General features: G+C 69.5%; 19 protein-coding genes. 16 read left to right on the forward strand and 3 right to left on the reverse strand.

Annotated features, from left to right (window positions below; genetic code table 11):
• Nucleotides 1–3 precede the first annotated feature (3 nt).
• The 9 genes from pgsA (at nt 4) to dapF (ending at nt 7,470) form a co-directional block, all read left to right on the forward strand.
• A complete protein-coding gene (pgsA, locus tag AC1MBW_RS12495) occupies nt 4–651 on the forward strand; it encodes a CDP-diacylglycerol--glycerol-3-phosphate 3-phosphatidyltransferase (RefSeq protein ID WP_054147237.1) in 648 nt (215 codons plus the stop codon).
• Complete coding sequence (locus tag AC1MBW_RS12500) at nt 648–1,139, forward strand: CinA family protein (RefSeq protein ID WP_054147238.1); 492 nt, start codon at nt 648–650, stop codon at nt 1,137–1,139. Before pgsA ends, AC1MBW_RS12500 begins: the two co-directional genes overlap by 4 nt.
• 150 nt (nt 1,140–1,289) lie before the next feature.
• Nucleotides 1,290–1,598 (forward strand): helix-turn-helix domain-containing protein, encoded by a 309-nt coding sequence (locus AC1MBW_RS12505; protein WP_043596680.1) that lies wholly within the window; start codon nt 1,290–1,292, stop codon nt 1,596–1,598.
• 70 nt (nt 1,599–1,668) lie between these two features.
• On the forward strand, nt 1,669–1,893 hold the full coding sequence (locus tag AC1MBW_RS12510; RefSeq protein WP_480024671.1) for a DUF3046 domain-containing protein: 225 nt from the start codon (nt 1,669–1,671) through the stop codon (nt 1,891–1,893).
• Between the two features lie 294 nt (nt 1,894–2,187).
• Nucleotides 2,188–3,249: a recombinase RecA gene (recA, locus tag AC1MBW_RS12515; RefSeq protein ID WP_043596683.1), complete on the forward strand. Its 1,062-nt coding sequence runs from the start codon at nt 2,188–2,190 to the stop codon at nt 3,247–3,249.
• Nucleotides 3,246–4,067, forward strand: coding sequence for a regulatory protein RecX (locus AC1MBW_RS12520; protein ID WP_480024672.1), 822 nt, complete (start codon nt 3,246–3,248; stop codon nt 4,065–4,067). Before recA ends, AC1MBW_RS12520 begins: the two co-directional genes overlap by 4 nt.
• A 37-nt stretch (nt 4,068–4,104) precedes the next feature.
• Nucleotides 4,105–5,682 (forward strand): tRNA (N6-isopentenyl adenosine(37)-C2)-methylthiotransferase MiaB, encoded by a 1,578-nt coding sequence (gene miaB, locus AC1MBW_RS12525; protein ID WP_480024673.1) that lies wholly within the window; start codon nt 4,105–4,107, stop codon nt 5,680–5,682.
• Between the two features lies 1 nt (nt 5,683).
• The gene (gene miaA, locus AC1MBW_RS12530) at nt 5,684–6,595 is read left to right on the forward strand and encodes a tRNA (adenosine(37)-N6)-dimethylallyltransferase MiaA (protein ID WP_480024674.1); all 912 of its coding nucleotides are present in this window, start codon (nt 5,684–5,686) and stop codon (nt 6,593–6,595) included.
• Complete coding sequence (gene dapF / locus AC1MBW_RS12535) at nt 6,592–7,470, forward strand: diaminopimelate epimerase (RefSeq protein WP_480024675.1); 879 nt, start codon at nt 6,592–6,594, stop codon at nt 7,468–7,470. Before miaA ends, dapF begins: the two co-directional genes overlap by 4 nt.
• A 41-nt stretch (nt 7,471–7,511) precedes the next feature.
• Here the strand turns inward: dapF and AC1MBW_RS12540 are convergent, their stop codons facing one another.
• Nucleotides 7,512–8,132 (reverse strand): class I SAM-dependent methyltransferase, encoded by a 621-nt coding sequence (locus AC1MBW_RS12540; protein ID WP_480024676.1) that lies wholly within the window; start codon nt 8,130–8,132, stop codon nt 7,512–7,514.
• A 76-nt stretch (nt 8,133–8,208) separates the two neighbouring features.
• Here AC1MBW_RS12540 and hflX point away from each other — a divergent pair, with 76 nt between their 5' ends.
• Nucleotides 8,209–9,756, forward strand: coding sequence for a GTPase HflX (gene hflX / locus AC1MBW_RS12545; RefSeq protein WP_480024677.1), 1,548 nt, complete (start codon nt 8,209–8,211; stop codon nt 9,754–9,756).
• 99 nt (nt 9,757–9,855) lie between these two features.
• On the opposite strand, the gene lexA is transcribed toward hflX, so the two are convergent.
• On the reverse strand, nt 9,856–10,569 hold the full coding sequence (gene lexA, locus AC1MBW_RS12550) for a transcriptional repressor LexA (protein WP_054147246.1): 714 nt from the start codon (nt 10,567–10,569) through the stop codon (nt 9,856–9,858).
• A 272-nt stretch (nt 10,570–10,841) separates the two neighbouring features.
• On the opposite strand from lexA, the gene AC1MBW_RS12555 reads away from it, so the two are divergent.
• The 6 genes from AC1MBW_RS12555 to AC1MBW_RS12580 all read left to right on the forward strand — a co-directional run bounded on the left by AC1MBW_RS12555 (nt 10,842) and on the right by AC1MBW_RS12580 (nt 15,278).
• Nucleotides 10,842–11,210: a LysM peptidoglycan-binding domain-containing protein gene (locus AC1MBW_RS12555; RefSeq protein WP_055973419.1), complete on the forward strand. Its 369-nt coding sequence runs from the start codon at nt 10,842–10,844 to the stop codon at nt 11,208–11,210.
• Between the two features lie 107 nt (nt 11,211–11,317).
• The gene (locus AC1MBW_RS12560) at nt 11,318–12,403 is read left to right on the forward strand and encodes a histidinol-phosphate transaminase (RefSeq protein ID WP_480024678.1); all 1,086 of its coding nucleotides are present in this window, start codon (nt 11,318–11,320) and stop codon (nt 12,401–12,403) included.
• A 5-nt stretch (nt 12,404–12,408) separates the two neighbouring features.
• A complete protein-coding gene (hisB, locus tag AC1MBW_RS12565; RefSeq protein WP_054147270.1) occupies nt 12,409–13,026 on the forward strand; it encodes an imidazoleglycerol-phosphate dehydratase HisB in 618 nt (205 codons plus the stop codon).
• Nucleotides 13,023–13,661: an imidazole glycerol phosphate synthase subunit HisH gene (hisH, locus tag AC1MBW_RS12570; RefSeq protein WP_480024679.1), complete on the forward strand. Its 639-nt coding sequence runs from the start codon at nt 13,023–13,025 to the stop codon at nt 13,659–13,661. The genes hisB and hisH overlap by 4 nt, the downstream gene beginning before the upstream one ends.
• 67 nt (nt 13,662–13,728) lie before the next feature.
• On the forward strand, nt 13,729–14,475 hold the full coding sequence (priA, locus tag AC1MBW_RS12575) for a bifunctional 1-(5-phosphoribosyl)-5-((5-phosphoribosylamino)methylideneamino)imidazole-4-carboxamide isomerase/phosphoribosylanthranilate isomerase PriA (protein ID WP_480024680.1): 747 nt from the start codon (nt 13,729–13,731) through the stop codon (nt 14,473–14,475).
• On the forward strand, nt 14,475–15,278 hold the full coding sequence (locus AC1MBW_RS12580; RefSeq protein ID WP_054147251.1) for an SseB family protein: 804 nt from the start codon (nt 14,475–14,477) through the stop codon (nt 15,276–15,278). Before priA ends, AC1MBW_RS12580 begins: the two co-directional genes overlap by 1 nt.
• Before the next feature lie 96 nt (nt 15,279–15,374).
• Here the strand turns inward: AC1MBW_RS12580 and AC1MBW_RS12585 are convergent, their stop codons facing one another.
• Nucleotides 15,375–15,707, reverse strand: a complete 333-nt coding sequence (locus AC1MBW_RS12585; protein ID WP_054147271.1) for a DUF1844 domain-containing protein — start codon at nt 15,705–15,707, stop codon at nt 15,375–15,377.
• Nucleotides 15,708–15,734: the final 27 nt, after the last annotated feature.

Below are 15,734 nucleotides of genomic sequence, written 5' to 3' on the forward strand. Positions count from 1 at the left end.
ACCATGAGCCACGACGACGCCTCCGCCTCGACCTCCCCGCGCTCGGCCTTCTCGTTCCGCGGACGCGTGGCGTCGAAGGGGCCCGGGCCGGCCAGCACCGGCAACATCGCGAACGTCATCACGGTCGTCCGCATCCTCATGGCCCCGTTGTTCATCGCATGGTTGCTGATCGACGACGGGGCGGACGGTTCGCTCCGTGTCTGGGCCGCTGCGTTGTTCGTCGTGGCGATCCTGACCGACAGCCTCGACGGCATGCTGGCCCGTGGCCTCGACCTCGTGACCGACTTCGGCAAGATCGTCGATCCGATCGCCGACAAGGTGTTGATCGGCGGAGCGCTCGTCTCGCTCACCATCCTCGGCGAGCTGCCATGGTGGGTCACCGCGCTCATCCTCGTCCGTGAGATCGGCATCACCGTCTACCGCTTCGCCGTCCTGCGTGATCGGGTGATCCCGGCGTCCCGCGGCGGCAAGATCAAGACGGTGCTGCAAGCGGTCGCGGTGACCCTGGCACTCTTTCCCCTCTGGAACGTCGTCGGCGAGGGGATGCACTGGGTCAACGGTGTGCTCATGACCGCGGCCACGGTCGCCACCCTCGTCTCCGGGGCCGACTACATGCGCGTGGCGCTGAAGCACGGCAAGGCCGGCGCGTGACGCTGGCCTTCGACCTCGTCGCCGCGCTGACGCGCAGGCGTCTGACGGTCGCCGTCGCCGAGTCCCTCACCGGCGGTGCCCTGGTCTCCGAACTCGTGTCCGTGCCCGGTGCCTCGGCCGTCGTCCGTGGTGGGGTGGTCGCCTATCAGACCGAGCTCAAGCACACGCTGCTGGGCGTCGATGCAGGGCTGTTGGCGCGCCACGGGCCGGTCCACCCGGATGTGGCAGCGTCGATGGCCACCGGAGTCCGTGACCGGCTGGCGATCGACGGGGGGTCGGCCGACATCGGCCTCGCGACGACCGGCGTCGCCGGCCCCGACCCGCAGGGGGGACACGAACCCGGTACGGTCTTCGTCGGTCTGGCCGTACCCGGCGACGTCCTCGTCGTCTCGCTCTCGCTCACGGGCGACCGACAGGCCATCCGAAACGCCACGGTCTCCGAATCCCTGGCAGTACTCGACCGATGGCTGGTCGAGACGAGGGAATAGCGGGCGTTTCGGTCTCGTTACATCTCCAGAGTTCACAACAGGTGCACAGTCCCCGATGGCTACAGTCGTGGTCAGTCGGTCCGAGCACCACAAGTCGTCCCCCATCTGCAACCATCCCGTCAGATGGGTCGTCCCCGAAGGAGGGTCCCCATGGTCCTGGTACGTCAAGAAATCGGCGACGTCCTTCGTGACTTCCGCCTGCAGAAGGGCCGCACGCTCCGCCAGGTCGCGAGCAAGGCCAGCGTCGCCCTCGGGTACCTCAGCGAGGTGGAGCGGGGTCAGAAAGAGGCGAGCTCGGAGATCCTCGCGTCCGTCGCCGACGCCCTCGAGACCCCCATCTCGGTGATCATGCGCGAGGTCGGCGACCGCATGGCCGTCATAGAGGGGCTCAACCCGATCCCCGACACCCTGCCGGACGACCTCGTCGCCGAGTTCGACTCCGACCTCGCGGTCCGCTGACCGTCCGACGTCCTTCCGAACGCCCCCGGCTCACGCCGGGGGCGTTCGTCGTCCGGGGTACGCTCGTCTGATGCGCAAGAGCGAGTTCGCCCGAGCCGTCGAGGACGAGTTCGGTGACGCCTACGGCCGAGTGATCACCCGGGATCTCGTCATCCAGTCCCTCGGTGACCGGACCGCCGACCAGGCGATCGCCCAGGGAGAACCGCCCCGCGATGTGTGGCTCGCTCTCTGCGAGGCCGAGGGCGTCCCGGTGTCCCGTCGCTACGGTGTCGGGTTGCCCGAACCGACGAGCTGAGGTGCCGCTCGCTCGCGCGTGTGTTCGACACGCCGGGAGCGATGGGTCGAACACGTGTTCGGACGGGTGGTAGCGTCCTCCACAAGGACGTCGACGAACGAGTTCTGCACGTCGGGCCGTCACCGCCACCGCGATGTCGGGGGTGGCCCGTAGCGTTTCTCGCATCGACGTCCCGCGTCACCGGCACATGCCGGCGACACCAGCCTTGTCGTAGCGACGACGACCTTGCACCACCGGTCGACGTCGACGCGACAGCCTACAGGCGCACGGACGACCACCACGAAGGAGAACGACATGCCCTCAGCCGAAAACCGCGAGAAGGCCCTCGAGACGGCTCTCGCCCAGATCGACCGACAGTTCGGCAAGGGCGCCGTCATGCGCCTCGGCAGCGACGAGCGTGCTCCCGTGGCGGTGATCCCGACCGGCTCGATCGCCCTCGACGTCGCTCTCGGCATCGGTGGCATCCCCCGCGGCCGCATCGTCGAGATCTACGGTCCCGAGTCGTCGGGTAAGACGACCCTGACCCTGCACGCCATCGCCAACGCGCAGCGCAACGGCGGCATCGCCGCCTTCATCGACGCCGAGCACGCTCTCGACCCCGAGTACGCCAAGAAGCTCGGCGTCGACATCGACGCCCTGCTGGTGTCGCAGCCCGACACCGGTGAGCAGGCGCTCGAGATCGCCGACATGCTCGTCCGCTCGGGGTCGATCGACCTCGTCGTCATCGACTCGGTCGCCGCCCTCGTGCCGCGTGCCGAGATCGAGGGCGAGATGGGTGACTCGCACGTCGGCCTGCAGGCCCGACTCATGTCTCAGGCGTTGCGCAAGTTGACCGGTGGGCTCAGCCAGACCGGCACGACCATGATCTTCATCAACCAGCTGCGGGAGAAGATCGGTGTCTTCTTCGGTAGCCCCGAGACGACGGCCGGTGGTAAGGCGCTCAAGTTCTACGCGTCCGTCCGCCTCGACATCCGGCGCATCGAGACGCTGAAAGACGGTACCGACGCGGTCGGCAACCGCACCCGCGTCAAGGTCGTCAAGAACAAGATGGCGCCGCCCTTCAAGCAGGCCGAGTTCGACATCCTCTACGGTGTGGGCATCTCGCGCGAGGGCAGCCTGATCGACTTCGGTGTCGAGCACGGCATCGTCCGCAAGTCGGGTGCATGGTACACCTACGACGGCGACCAACTCGGCCAGGGCAAAGAGAACTCGCGCAACTTCCTCATCAAGAACGCCGCCATCGCGCAAGAGATCGAGCAGAAGATCCTCGCCAAGCTCGGAGTCGGCGGTGCCAAGCCCGTCGAGGCACCCGTCGAATCGATCGAGGCGAAGATCGCCGCTCGAAAGGGCGCATGACCTCGCGCGACGACGACGCCCCGGTGTCGGGTCCGTCTGACGACGGTGTCGACACCGGGCGGCTCGCCCCCGTCACGCCTCTCTTCGGCGCGATGAGCGGTGCATCGGTTCCCGAGGCGACGACCGATAGCGAGGCCACCGATCAGACGACGAGCGGTTCCGAGGCCGTCCTGACGGCCATCAGCTCTCATTGGGCCGGCGGTGTGACATCCGTGGCCTCGGAGGGCGACCATCCGTCCGCCCGAGGTTCTCGGGCGGGGGCTGCCGGCCGGCCCAAGGCGACCGGCTTCGACGACCAATCCGCCGACGGGCCCGAAGACCTCGAAGCGCAGCAGCGACGCGCCGAGAACGTCAGCTTGCACGCCCTTTCGCGCCGGGGAGTGTCGTCTCACGAGATGGAGAAGCTGCTCCTCTCCCGTGACCTCGACGAATCGGTCGTGGCGGACGAGATCGCCCGTCTCGAGCGGGTCGGTCTCCTCGACGACACCGAACTGGCCGCCACCCTGATCAGGTCCAAGCAAGAGCGCAAGGGTCTCGGCCGGGGCGCTGTCACGTCCGAACTCCGCGCCCGGGGCATCGACCCGTCCATCATCGACGAGGCGCTGTCCGACACGGACGACGACGAAGAGCAAGAGCGTGCCGACGAGTGGGCCCGCAAACGTGCAGGGTCGTTGCGCGGCCTCGACCGCGAGACGGCCGAACGTCGTCTCAACGGCTACCTGATGCGCCGGGGGTACCGCTCCGAGATCGTCCGTCGTGCGATCGAGAAGGCCCTGCCCCGTGGTGGCAGCGGCCGCGGCGGTGTCCGCTTCGAGTGACCGTCCCGGGGGTGGCGGCGATCTACACTGAGTCACCATGACGACGGTCGCCACCACCCCCATCCCCTCGACCGTCGACGGCCCGGCCCGTACGTACGAGGTCCGCACCTTCGGGTGCCAGATGAACGTCCACGACTCCGAGCGTCTCAGCGGCTCGCTCGAGGCGGCCGGTTACGTACCGGCCGACGGAGCCGAGGCCGACATCGTCGTCATCAACACCTGTGCGGTGCGCGAGAACGCCGACAAGAAGCTCTACGGGACGCTGGGGACGCTCGCCGGCCAGAAGAAGAAGCACGAGGGCATGCAGATCGCCGTCGGCGGGTGTCTCGCCCAGAAAGACAAGGACGTCATCCTCGACAAGGCGCCGTGGGTCGACGTGGTCTTCGGTACGCACAACATGGGCGCCCTGCCCACGCTCCTCGAGCGCGCGCGTCACAACGACGAGGCCCAGCTCGAGATCCTCGAGGCACTCGACGTGTTCCCTTCGACGCTGCCGACCAAGCGCGACTCCACCCACAGCGGCTGGGTCTCGATCTCGGTGGGTTGCAACAACACCTGCACCTTCTGCATCGTGCCGTCGCTCCGCGGCAAGGAGAAAGACCGCCGCCCTGGTGACGTCCTCGCCGAGGTGCAGGCGCTGGTCGACGACGGTGCCGTCGAGGTGACGCTGCTCGGGCAGAACGTCAACTCGTACGGTGTCGAATTCGGCGATCGGCTCGCCTTCGGCAAGCTGTTGCGTGCCGTCGGTGCGATCCCCGGGCTCGAGCGTGTGCGGTTCACCAGCCCGCACCCGGCGTCCTTCACCGACGACGTGATCGCTGCGATGGCCGAGACGCCTGCCGTCATGCCCCAGCTGCACATGCCCCTCCAGTCGGGTTCCGACCGGGTGCTGAGGGCCATGCGGCGCAGCTACCGCAGCGAGAAGTTCCTCGGCATCATCGACCGTGTGCGCGTGGCCATGCCCGACGCCGCGATCAGCACCGACATCATCGTCGGATTCCCGGGTGAGACCGAGGAGGACTTCGCCGAGACCCTCCGGGTCGTCGAGCGGTCCCGGTTCGCGTCGGCGTTCACCTTCCAGTACTCCGTGCGCCCCGGGACTCCGGCGGGCGAGATGGCCGACCAGATCCCGAAGGCCGTCGTGCAAGAACGGTTCGAGCGGCTGACCGCCCTGCAGGACCGCATCTCGGCCGAAGAGAACCGTCGACAGGTCGGAAGGGCCGTCGACGTCCTCGTGGCCACCGACGAGGGGCGAAAAGACGCCTCGACCCACCGTCTCTCGGGGCGTGCGGAAGACAGCCGTCTCGTCCACTTCGAAGTGCCGCCGGGTGGCGCGGTTCCGCGCCCCGGCGACGTCGTCAGCGTGCGCGTCACCGACGCCGCACCGTTCTACCTGTTGGCCGATGCCGTCCACGGGCCCGGGTCTCTCTACGAGGTCCGTCGCACCCGCGCGGGCGATGCCTGGGACGCCGCGCAGGCCGCCTCGTGCGGGGTGCCGTCCGCCGGTGACGCGACCCGCGCCTCCTCGGCTCGGCCTGCGAGGGTCAGCCTCGGGCTGCCCACGCTGCGGGTGGCGACCACACCGATCTACAGCACGACCGACGACCTCCGCTGACGTGTTGGTCGCGATCGTCGGGGCGACCGGCACGGGCAAGTCGGCGTTCTCGCTCGACCTCGCCGAGGCCCTGGCCGCCCGGGGCGAAGCCGTCGAGATCGTCAACGCGGACGCCATGCAGCTCTACCGCGGAATGGACGTCGGTACGGCGAAACTGCCGGCCGCCGAACGACGAGGCATCCCGCACCATCTCCTCGACGTCCTCGACGTCACCGACGAGGCGAGCGTCGAGTGGTACCAGCGCGAGGCTCGGGCCCTGATCGACGGCATCGTGGCCCGCGGGGCGGTGGCGGTCCTCGTCGGCGGGTCAGGCCTCTACGTCTCGAGCGTGTTGTTCGACTTCCGGTTCCCCGGCACCGACCCCCAGATCCGTCGACGGTACGAGATGATCGCCGACGAGCGGGGACCCGGGGCCCTGTACGACCTGTTGAACGAGCGCGATCCGGCGTCGGCCGCCTCGATCGGTCGTTCCAACTCCCGGCGTCTCGTCCGGGCGCTCGAGGTCGGCGACCTCACCGGGCGCCCGCTCTCGGGAACCCTGCCCGAGAAGTCGTCGCCGTGGCGCCCGTCGAGCGTCTTCGGTGTCGCGGAAGAACGCCCCGTGCTCGTCGAACGTCTCGACCGACGCGTCGACCAGATGTGGCGGGACGGTCTCGTCGACGAGGTGCGGGGTCTGCTTCCTCTGGGGCTCGAGCGGGGGGTCACGGCGGGCCGGGCGATCGGCTACGCGCAGGCCGTCGCCCAGATCCGGGGGGAACTCGCCGAGGCCGAGGCGATCGAGGCCACGGCGGCCCTCACCCGTCGGTACGCCCGCCGTCAGGCGAGCTGGTTCCGGCGGTACGACGACGTCGAGTGGTCTCGCTCGGGCGACGCCCAGGCCGTCGACCGGGCCGTGGCTAGACTCCTCGGGTGACCACCACGCTGCAGTTCACCAAGGGGCAGGGCACCGGCAACGACTTCGTCCTGTTCACCGATCCCGACGCAGGCACCGACCTGACGCCCGCCATGATCCGGGCCCTGGCCGACCGGCGGTTCGGGGTGGGCGGCGACGGTGTCATCCGTGCAGTCCGTACGGCGGCGCTCTCCACCGAGGCGGACCTGCTCGAGGCCGAGCCACGCGCCGAATGGTTCATGGACTACCACAACGCCGACGGCAGTCCGGCCGAGATGTGTGGCAACGGCATCCGCGTCTTCGCGCGCTACCTCCTCGAGCGGGGGCTGGTCCAGCTGGGCGAGGACGACGTGCTCGTCGTCGGCACGCGGGCCGGCGCACGTGAGGTCCGTCGCGACGGCACGGGTTTCCGCGTCGACCTGGGCCCCTGGCGACTCGGCGACGACGACCCGGTCGTGCGGGCGCGCGAGCTGCACGCCGCCCGTCCGGGCCTTCCGATCTCGGTCGGCAACCCCCACGTGGTGGTGGCCCTCGCCGGTGACGACGAACTGGACGGCCTCGACCTGACGTACGTGCCGATCATCGACCCGGCCCCGGTCGGCGGGGCGAACGTCGAGTTCGTGGTTCCCGCCGATCCGCTCGTGGTCGACGGGCTGGGGCGCATCCGCATGCGGGTCCACGAACGCGGTAGCGGCGAGACGCTCTCCTGTGGCACCGGCGCGGCAGCGGCGGCCCTGGCCACGCGGTACTGGGCAGGCGCCTCGGCGCCCGAGGGCTGGTTGGTCGAGGTTCCCGGCGGGGTCGTGGGCGTCTCGATCAGCCACCACGACGACGGCGAGCACGTCTCGCTCAGCGGGCCGGCCGAACTCGTCTTCACCGGCGCACTCGACCTCTGAGGCCGACCGGGCCGACGTCGAGGCCTGCGGAGGGCGTCCGCTCAGTCGGCGTCGGCGAGGCGCGCGGCGCGCAAGATCCGGTATCCCTTGCTGGTGGAGGCGCGGGTCACGTCCACGACGTCGGCCATGGTCTCGTTCATCCAGCGCTGCAGGGAGTCGGCCCCCAGGTTCTTCTGCACGACCAGCCAGGCGTCCGATCCCACGTCGAGTCGGGGGAGCCACCGTTCGAGCAAGGAGTGCAGCTCGGCTTTGCCGACCCGGATCGGCGGATTCGACCAGATGGTCGCGAAGCGCAGGTCGGCGGGAACATCGTCGGGGGTCACGGCGTTGACGTTCTCGAGGCCGATCGACCGTGCGTTCGCGCGCACGAGGTCGAGCACTCTCTCGTTCACGTCGACGGCCCAGACCGTCGCGTCGGGTGACGACAACGCGAGGCTCAGTGTGATGGGCCCCCATCCGCACCCGACGTCCAGCAGATGGCCCGCCCTCGGCGGCGTCGGCGTGCCCGCCAGCAGGACAGAGGTGCCCGGGTCGACGCGGCCCGGGCTGAACACTCCCGCGGCCGTGGTCACCGTCAATTCACGGCCCGCCAGGACGACGTCGATCGTCCTGGGCTTGGCCGCGCTGCCGGGCTGGGGTGAGAAGTAGTGCTCGCTGGCCATGCTCGCCAACCTACCGAACATCCGCAGGGGCATCGTTCCCTGCTCTCCGTACACCGAAAGGGTTAGTATCACCCCGATGACAGACCACACCACGACACCGTTCGACTCCGAGCGGAACGACCAGCCCGACGACGTCGTCGCGCGCGTCCTCGATCGTGCGGCCCAGAGGGCCTCCGGCTACACCGTCTTCTCGCCGGCCCAGGCCATCCAGACCCGCTCGCTCCACGACGACGGCGGCTCCGACGGTGACCAGTCGGAGCGCGACGACCGGCAGGCCCTCCGCCGCGTCGCGGGCCTCTCGACCGAACTGCAGGACGTCACCGAGGTCGAGTACCGCCAACTGCGCCTCGAGAACGTGGTCCTCATCGGCGTGTACTCGCAGGGGTCGATGTCCGACGCAGAGAACTCCCTGCGTGAGCTCGCCGCCCTGGCCGAGACGGCGGGCGCCGTCGTCCTCGACGGGCTGCTGCAGCGACGACCGAATCCCGACCCGAGCACCTACCTGGGCAAGGGCAAAGCCGAAGAGCTGCGGGGAACGGTCGCAGCGCTCGGTGCCGACACCGTCATCGCCGACACCGAACTGGCCCCCAGCCAGCGGCGCGCCCTCGAAGACGTGGTCAAGGTGAAGGTCATCGACCGCACCGCCGTGATCCTCGACATCTTCAGTCAGCACGCCAAGAGCCGCGAGGGCAAGGCGCAGGTCGAACTGGCCCAGCTCGAGTACCTCCTGCCGCGCCTCCGCGGATGGGGCGAGTCGATGTCGCGCCAGGCCGGTGGTCAAGTCGGAGGCGCGGGTGCCGGGATGGGCAGCCGCGGGCCCGGTGAGACCAAGATCGAGCTCGACCGGCGTCGCATCCACACCCGCATGGCCCGGCTTCGCAAGCAGATCAAAGAGATGAAGCCCGCACGCGATGCCAAGCGGGCCAACCGCGACCGCAACGAAGTACCCACGGTCGCCATCGCGGGCTACACCAACGCGGGCAAGTCCAGCCTGCTCAACCGGCTCACCAGCGCGGGCGTCCTCGTCGAGAACGCGCTGTTCGCCACCCTCGACGCGACGGTCCGCAAGAGCGTGACGGCGGATGGTCGTCCCTTCACGTACGCGGACACCGTCGGTTTCGTGCGCAACCTGCCTCACCAGCTGGTCGAGGCGTTCCGGTCGACGCTCGAAGAGGTCGAGGCGTCCGACGTGATCGTGCACGTCGTCGACGGATCGCACCCCGACCCTGCCGCCCAGCTCGCCACCGTACGTGACGTCATCGCCGAGGTCGACGGTCGTGACATCGCCGAGATCGTCGTCTTCAACAAGAGCGACCTCGTCGACGACGACCAGCGTCTCGTCCTGCTCGGGCTCGAACCGACGGCGGTCTTCGTCTCGGCTCGGACGGGTGAAGGCATCGACGAACTGCTCGACCGCATCGCGGCCGTGTTGCCCGAACCCGAGATCGAGCTCGACCTGCTGGTGCCGTACGACCGTGGCGACGTGGTCTCGCATCTGCACGATTCCGGGCGCATCGTCAGCACCGACTACGAAGAAGAGGGAACCCGGGTCCACGCCCGGGTCTACCCCAGTGACGTCGCCGGCCTCACGCCCTATGTCGCACCCGTGGGTGTCGGCCGCTGACGCCGAGCCCCGGATCGACACACGGCGAAGCGCCGACCACCTCGAGGTGATCGGCGCTTCGTCGTGTGCCGGGAGGCGCGGGAGCCGCTGGCGCGCCCGTCAGACCGACCGCAGGACGGCGACGACCTTGCCGACGATCTGTGCGTGGTCGCCGACGATGGGCTCGAATGCGCTGTTGCGGGGGAGCAGCCAGGTGTGGCCGTCTCGCTGGCGGAACACCTTGACGGTCGCCTCGTCGTCGAGCATCGCCGCGACGATGTCACCGTTCTCGGCGTCCTGCTGCTGCCGTACGACGACCCAGTCCCCGTCGCAGATGGCCGCGTCGATCATCGAGTCGCCGACCACCCGCAACATGAACAGTTCGCCCTTGCCGACGAGTTGACGCGGCAGGGGCATCACGTCCTCGATCTGCTGCTCGGCCGTGATGGGGATGCCGGCGGCGATCCGCCCGACCATGGGGACGTGAGCCGTGTCGCCGTCGTCACTCGTCGTGAAGACGGTGGCCGGGGGAGCCGCCGGCGCCGTCGCGTCCACGAGGACCTCGAGGGCTCGGGGTCGGTTCGGGTCACGGCGGATCTTGCCGGCGAGTTCGAGCTGGTTGAGCTGGTGCGTGACGCTCGACAGGGACTTGAGGCCGACGGCGTCGCCGATCTCGCGCATGCTCGGCGGGTACCCGCGGTGACCGATGCTCTCGGTGATCGCGGCGAGGATCGACGCTTGCTTCGCGGTCAACTCCTTGCGGGGGAGGACGCCGGGATCGAGCTGACGGGGGGCGTCGGGGGCCGCCTGCGGGGTGCGCTTCGGGTCGCTCATGGGTCTCCTGCCGTCGATGTCGGTGGTCCCTGTTTGACTCCTACCACCGATCGAAACCGTATCCGATCAGGCGGTGTCGACAAAACACATGTTCGAGTGTGTCGCGTTTTCGCACTCCGATCCGGAACGATTCCGACCTGGATTACCCACGACAGGGGTTGAAAGCGTCAGTGATCGAATGTATGTTCGGAACACGTCTTCGTGTCCGGCATTCCCGGCCGAGTGCCGGGCACGAACTCGTCCCCTGTCTTCCACGGTGAAAGGACCACCTCATGAGCGTCACCTCAGCATCAGCAGTTGCGTCCCCCGTCGACTCGACCCGAGTCGTGCGCACGCGTCTGCGCATCACCCGGCGGGGCCGCGCGGTCGTCGCCGCGCTCGTGGCGGTCCCGCTCGTCGTCGTGGCAGGCGCGCTCGTCCTCAACGGAGGCGGCGCGGTCGCGTCTGACACGACTGGTCGCACCGAGTTCCAGCACGTGACCGTCGACGGTGGCGAGACGCTCTGGCAGGTCGCGTCAGAGATCGACCCCGACGCCGATCCCCGCGACGTCATCGCCGACCTCGTCTCGCTCAACAACCTCCCGAGCGCCGAGGTCTCCGCCGGTCAGAGCCTCGCGGTTCCCGCTCAGTACGCTCGCTGAAGCGTCGTCGTCGTCGTCGACGAGGTGGGCGGTCCTGCCCTCAGGCATCCTGTCTCCACGATGGCGACCGAGCCGACACCCGGTCGGCCCACCCGTACGATGGTGGGGTGTCCTTCAGTCTCGACGACCTGCCCATCCGTGACGATCTCCGAGGGCTGACGCCGTACGGTGCTCCCCAGAAGAAGGTCCGGGTCGCTCTCAACGTCAACGAGAACACGCATCCCATTCCCGAAGACGTCGCTCGCGACATCGTCGAGGCGGTGGCCCGTGCGGTCCTCGACGTCAACCGCTACCCCGACCGCGAGTTCACGACGTTGCGTGACTCGCTGGCGGCTTACCTCGGGCACGGTCTCACCCGAGACAACATCTGGGCGGCCAACGGCTCCAACGAGGTCATCCAGCAGCTCCTCCAGGCCTTCGGTGGCCCGGGCCGCTCCGTCCTGGGGTTTCCTCCCACCTACTCGATGCACTCGATCATCGCCACGGGCACCGGCAGTCGGTGGGTCGAGGGTCGCCGTGACGAGGGGTTCCGCATCTCACCCGAGACCGCGGTCTCCGAGATCGAACGCACCCGTCCCGACATCGTCTTCTTCTGCGGACCGAACAACCCCACGGGCACCCCCCTCGATCTCGCCACGATCGAGGCTGCCTACGACGCCACGGACGGCATCGTCTTCGTCGACGAGGCCTACGCCGAGTTCATGCCCGCCGATCAGCCGACGGCACTGACCCTGCTGGCGGGCCGTGAACGGCTGGTCGTGTCCCGCACGATGAGCAAGGCGTTCGCGTTCGCCGGTGCCCGGGTCGGCTACCTGGCCGCGCACCCGGCCGTGGCCGACGCACTGCGTCTCGTGCGCCTCCCGTACCACCTCTCGTCCCTGACGCAGGCGGCGGCCATCGCAGCGCTCTCGCACGCGAGCGAGATGCTCGCCATGGTCGACGACATCAAGGCCCAGCGTGACCGCATCGTGCACGAGCTGACCGAGCTCGGGTACGAGCCGTGGCCCACCTGGTCGAACTTCGTCCTCTTCGGCGGGGTCGACGACCCGACCGACGTCTTCGAGCGCCTGCTCGAGCGGGGTGTCATCGTCCGCAACCTCGGCATCCCCAACCACTTGAGGGTCAGCGCGGGCACCGAGGCCGAGACCACCGCGTTCCTCGAGGCGCTCCGCGACATTAGGCTCTCTTCGTGACCGACGTGACCGAGACGACCAGTGCCGCCCGTACCGCCTCCCTGTCGCGTGAGACGAGCGAGTCGAGCATCACGCTCGCCCTCGACCTCGACGGTTCGGGCCGATCGACGATCAACTCGTCGGTGCCGTTCTTCGATCACCTGCTGACGGCGCTCTCGAAGCACTCGTTGATCGACCTCGACGTCGCGGCGACGGGCGACACCCACATCGACGTGCACCACACGGTCGAAGACATCGGCATCACCTTCGGCACCGCGCTCAAGCAGGCGCTGGGCGACAAGTCCGGCATCTCGCGCTACGGCGACGCGCTCGTCCCGCTCGACGAGGCCCTCGTGCAGGCGGTCGTCGACGTGTCGGGGCGTCCGTACCTCGTGCACACGGGTGAGCCCGAGGGCTTCGAGTACCACCTCATCGGCGGGCACTTCACCGGCTCCATGGTCCGTCACGTCTTCGAGGCCATCACCTTCCACGCCGGCATCACCGTGCACGTCCGCGTGCTGGGCGGGCGCGATCCGCACCACATCGCCGAGGCCGAGTTCAAGGCGTTCGCCCGGGCGCTCCGTCAGGCCGTCCAGCCCGACCCGCGTGTCAGTGGCATCCCGTCGACGAAGGGTGCCCTGTGACGGGCGCCCGTCCCTCCGTCGTCGTCCTCGACTACGGCAGCGGCAACGTCCACTCGGCTGTCAAGGCACTCGAGCTCGCCGGCGCCGACGTCGAGCTGACCGCCGACCGTGCCCGGGTGCAGGCGGCCGACGGCCTCTTCGTCCCCGGTGTCGGCGCGTTCGCGGCCGTCATGAGCCAGCTCGAGTCCGTGCGTGGTGGCGAGCTCATCGACCGGCGGCTGGCCGGTGGGCGTCCGGTCATGGGCATCTGCGTCGGCATGCAGGTCTTCTTCGAGGGCGGCGTCGAACGCGGTAACAGCACCGGTGGCCTCGGGGCGTGGCCCGGCGTGGTCGACGAGCTGAAGGCCGACGTCCTGCCGCACATGGGCTGGAACACCGTCGACGTGCCCGAGGGCAGCGTGCTGTTCGACGGCGTGGCCGACGAGCGGTTCTACTTCGTCCACTCGTACGCCGCGCAAGAGTGGTCGCTCGACGTGATCCGTCCCTTCACCGAGCCGCACGTGACCTGGGCCGACCACGGTGGCCGCTTCGTGGCCGCCGTCGAGAACGGCCCGCTCTGGGCGACGCAGTTCCACCCCGAGAAGTCGGGGCAGCCGGGCATCCGGTTGCTCTCGAACTGGCTCGGCACCCTCTGACCCCGACGCGACCGACCCGATCGCGCCTCCTGACCCTGCGGCGCCCCGGCGCCGTGAGAGAGACGACATGAGCGAGTTCTGCACCACCCCCGCCTTGACCCTGTTCCCCGCCGTCGACGTGGCGGGCGGTCAGGCCGTGCGCCTGACCCAGGGTGAGGCCGGCAGCGAGACGAACTACGGCGACCCGGTCTCGGCTGCCGACGACTGGGCGAGCCAGGGCGCCGAATGGCTGCACCTGGTCGACCTCGACGCCGCCTTCGGGCGAGGTGACAACCGTGCCGTGATCAAGAAGGTCATCAAGCAGGTCAAGGGCGTCAACGTCGAGCTCAGCGGTGGCATCCGCGACGACAAGTCCCTCGAGGACGCGCTGAGCACCGGCGTGAAGCGCATCAACCTGGGCACGGCGGCCCTCGAGAACCCCGAGTGGGCTGCCCACGTCATCGCCGAGTACGGCGAGGCGGTGGCCGTCGGGCTCGACGTCCGCGGGACGACGCTGGCGGCGCGCGGCTGGACCGAAGAGGGCGGCGACCTCTGGACGGTCCTCGCGCGGCTCGAAGAGGCCGGCTGCGCGCGGTACGTCGTCACCGACGTGACGAAGGACGGCACGCTCCAGGGGCCCAACGTCGACCTGCTGAGTCAGGTGATGGAACACACCGACCGTCCGGTGATCGCGTCGGGCGGCATCTCGAGCCTCGACGACCTCGCGGCCTTGCGCGAGCTCGTGCCCCAGGGGCTCGAGGGCGCCATCGTCGGCAAGGCGCTCTACTCGGGGGCGTTCACGCTCGCGGCTGCCCTCGACGTCGCGTCGAACTGATGACGACCGCGCCGGACGGACCGGGGCGCGCACCCGACGATCCCGGTCACGGCGCCGACAGTGCCGGACGGCCCTGGGCGGGGCGCACCTTCGACCATCACGACACGGCGCACGCGGGCGACGACGGGTCCGCCGACCCGAGGCTGCTCGACGCCCTCCTCGGATTCCGCGAGGGGCGGCTCGGCGAGAGCGAGGTCGTCGACGCCCTGCGACCGGCCCGCCTGCTCGTGCCGCTGGTCGCGGTGGCGGGTGACGAGGGTCTCGACGACCGCGGCCGCCGCGTCGACAAGACGCAGGAGCTCTCGATCGTCACGGTCTCGGGTCCGGACGGCCGCGACGTGTTGCCGGCCTTCACCTCGGTCGAGACCCTGACGCGCTGGCGGCCTGCGGCCCGACCGGTGCCGGTGGAGGCCCGGCGCGTGGCCCTCGCGGCCGCCTCCGAGTCGACCGACCGCATCGTGATCGACCCCGGATCGATCACCGAGTTCGGTCTGCGTCGTCCGGCCGTCTGGGCAGTCGCACAAGACCTCCCGTGGGTGCCCAGCCACCACGACGACGGCGTCCTGCGTGCGTTCCTCGACGCGTCACGCGACGAGGAGGCGCTGGTCAGCCTGGTCGTCGCGCCCGGTTATCGAGACGCCCGGCTCGGTGCCCCCGAGATCGTCGTCCAGCTGGGCGTGGTGCCCGGCCTCGACCGGGACGCCCTGCAGTCTCTGCTGCAGCGACTACAGGCCGCCTGGGCGGCCGACCCGGTGATCGTCGACCGGGTCGACAGCATGTCGGTCAAGGTCGTCCCGGGCTGAGGTGCCCGCCGCTCGAGAGGCCACGTCCTGCTCGAGGTGCCGCCGGCACTCGACACGCTGATGGGTCGACGGGGCCGGTGGAAGGCGACGTACCCGTCAGTTGACGGGGCCGGTGTACTTCTCGCCGGGGCCCTGACCGATGGCGTCGGGGATGGCCGACGCCTCGCGGAAGGCGAGTTGCAGCGACCGCAGACCGTCGCGCAGCGCGCGGGCATGCTGGTCGCCGATCTCGGGTGCACTGGCGGTCACGAGCCCGGCGAGCGAGGTGATGAGCTTGCGGGCCTCGTCGAGGTCGGTCTGTCGCTGCGGGTCGTCGGCCAGGCCCACCTTCACCGCGGCTGCGCTCATCAGGTGGACGCAGACCGTGTTGATCACCTCGACCGCGTTGACGTCGGCGATGTCGCGCGCGGCGTCGTCACCGAACCGCAGGTCGTCCTCGAACCGCGCCGTCGCGGG

The organism is Frigoribacterium sp. AP1, assembly GCF_056680555.1.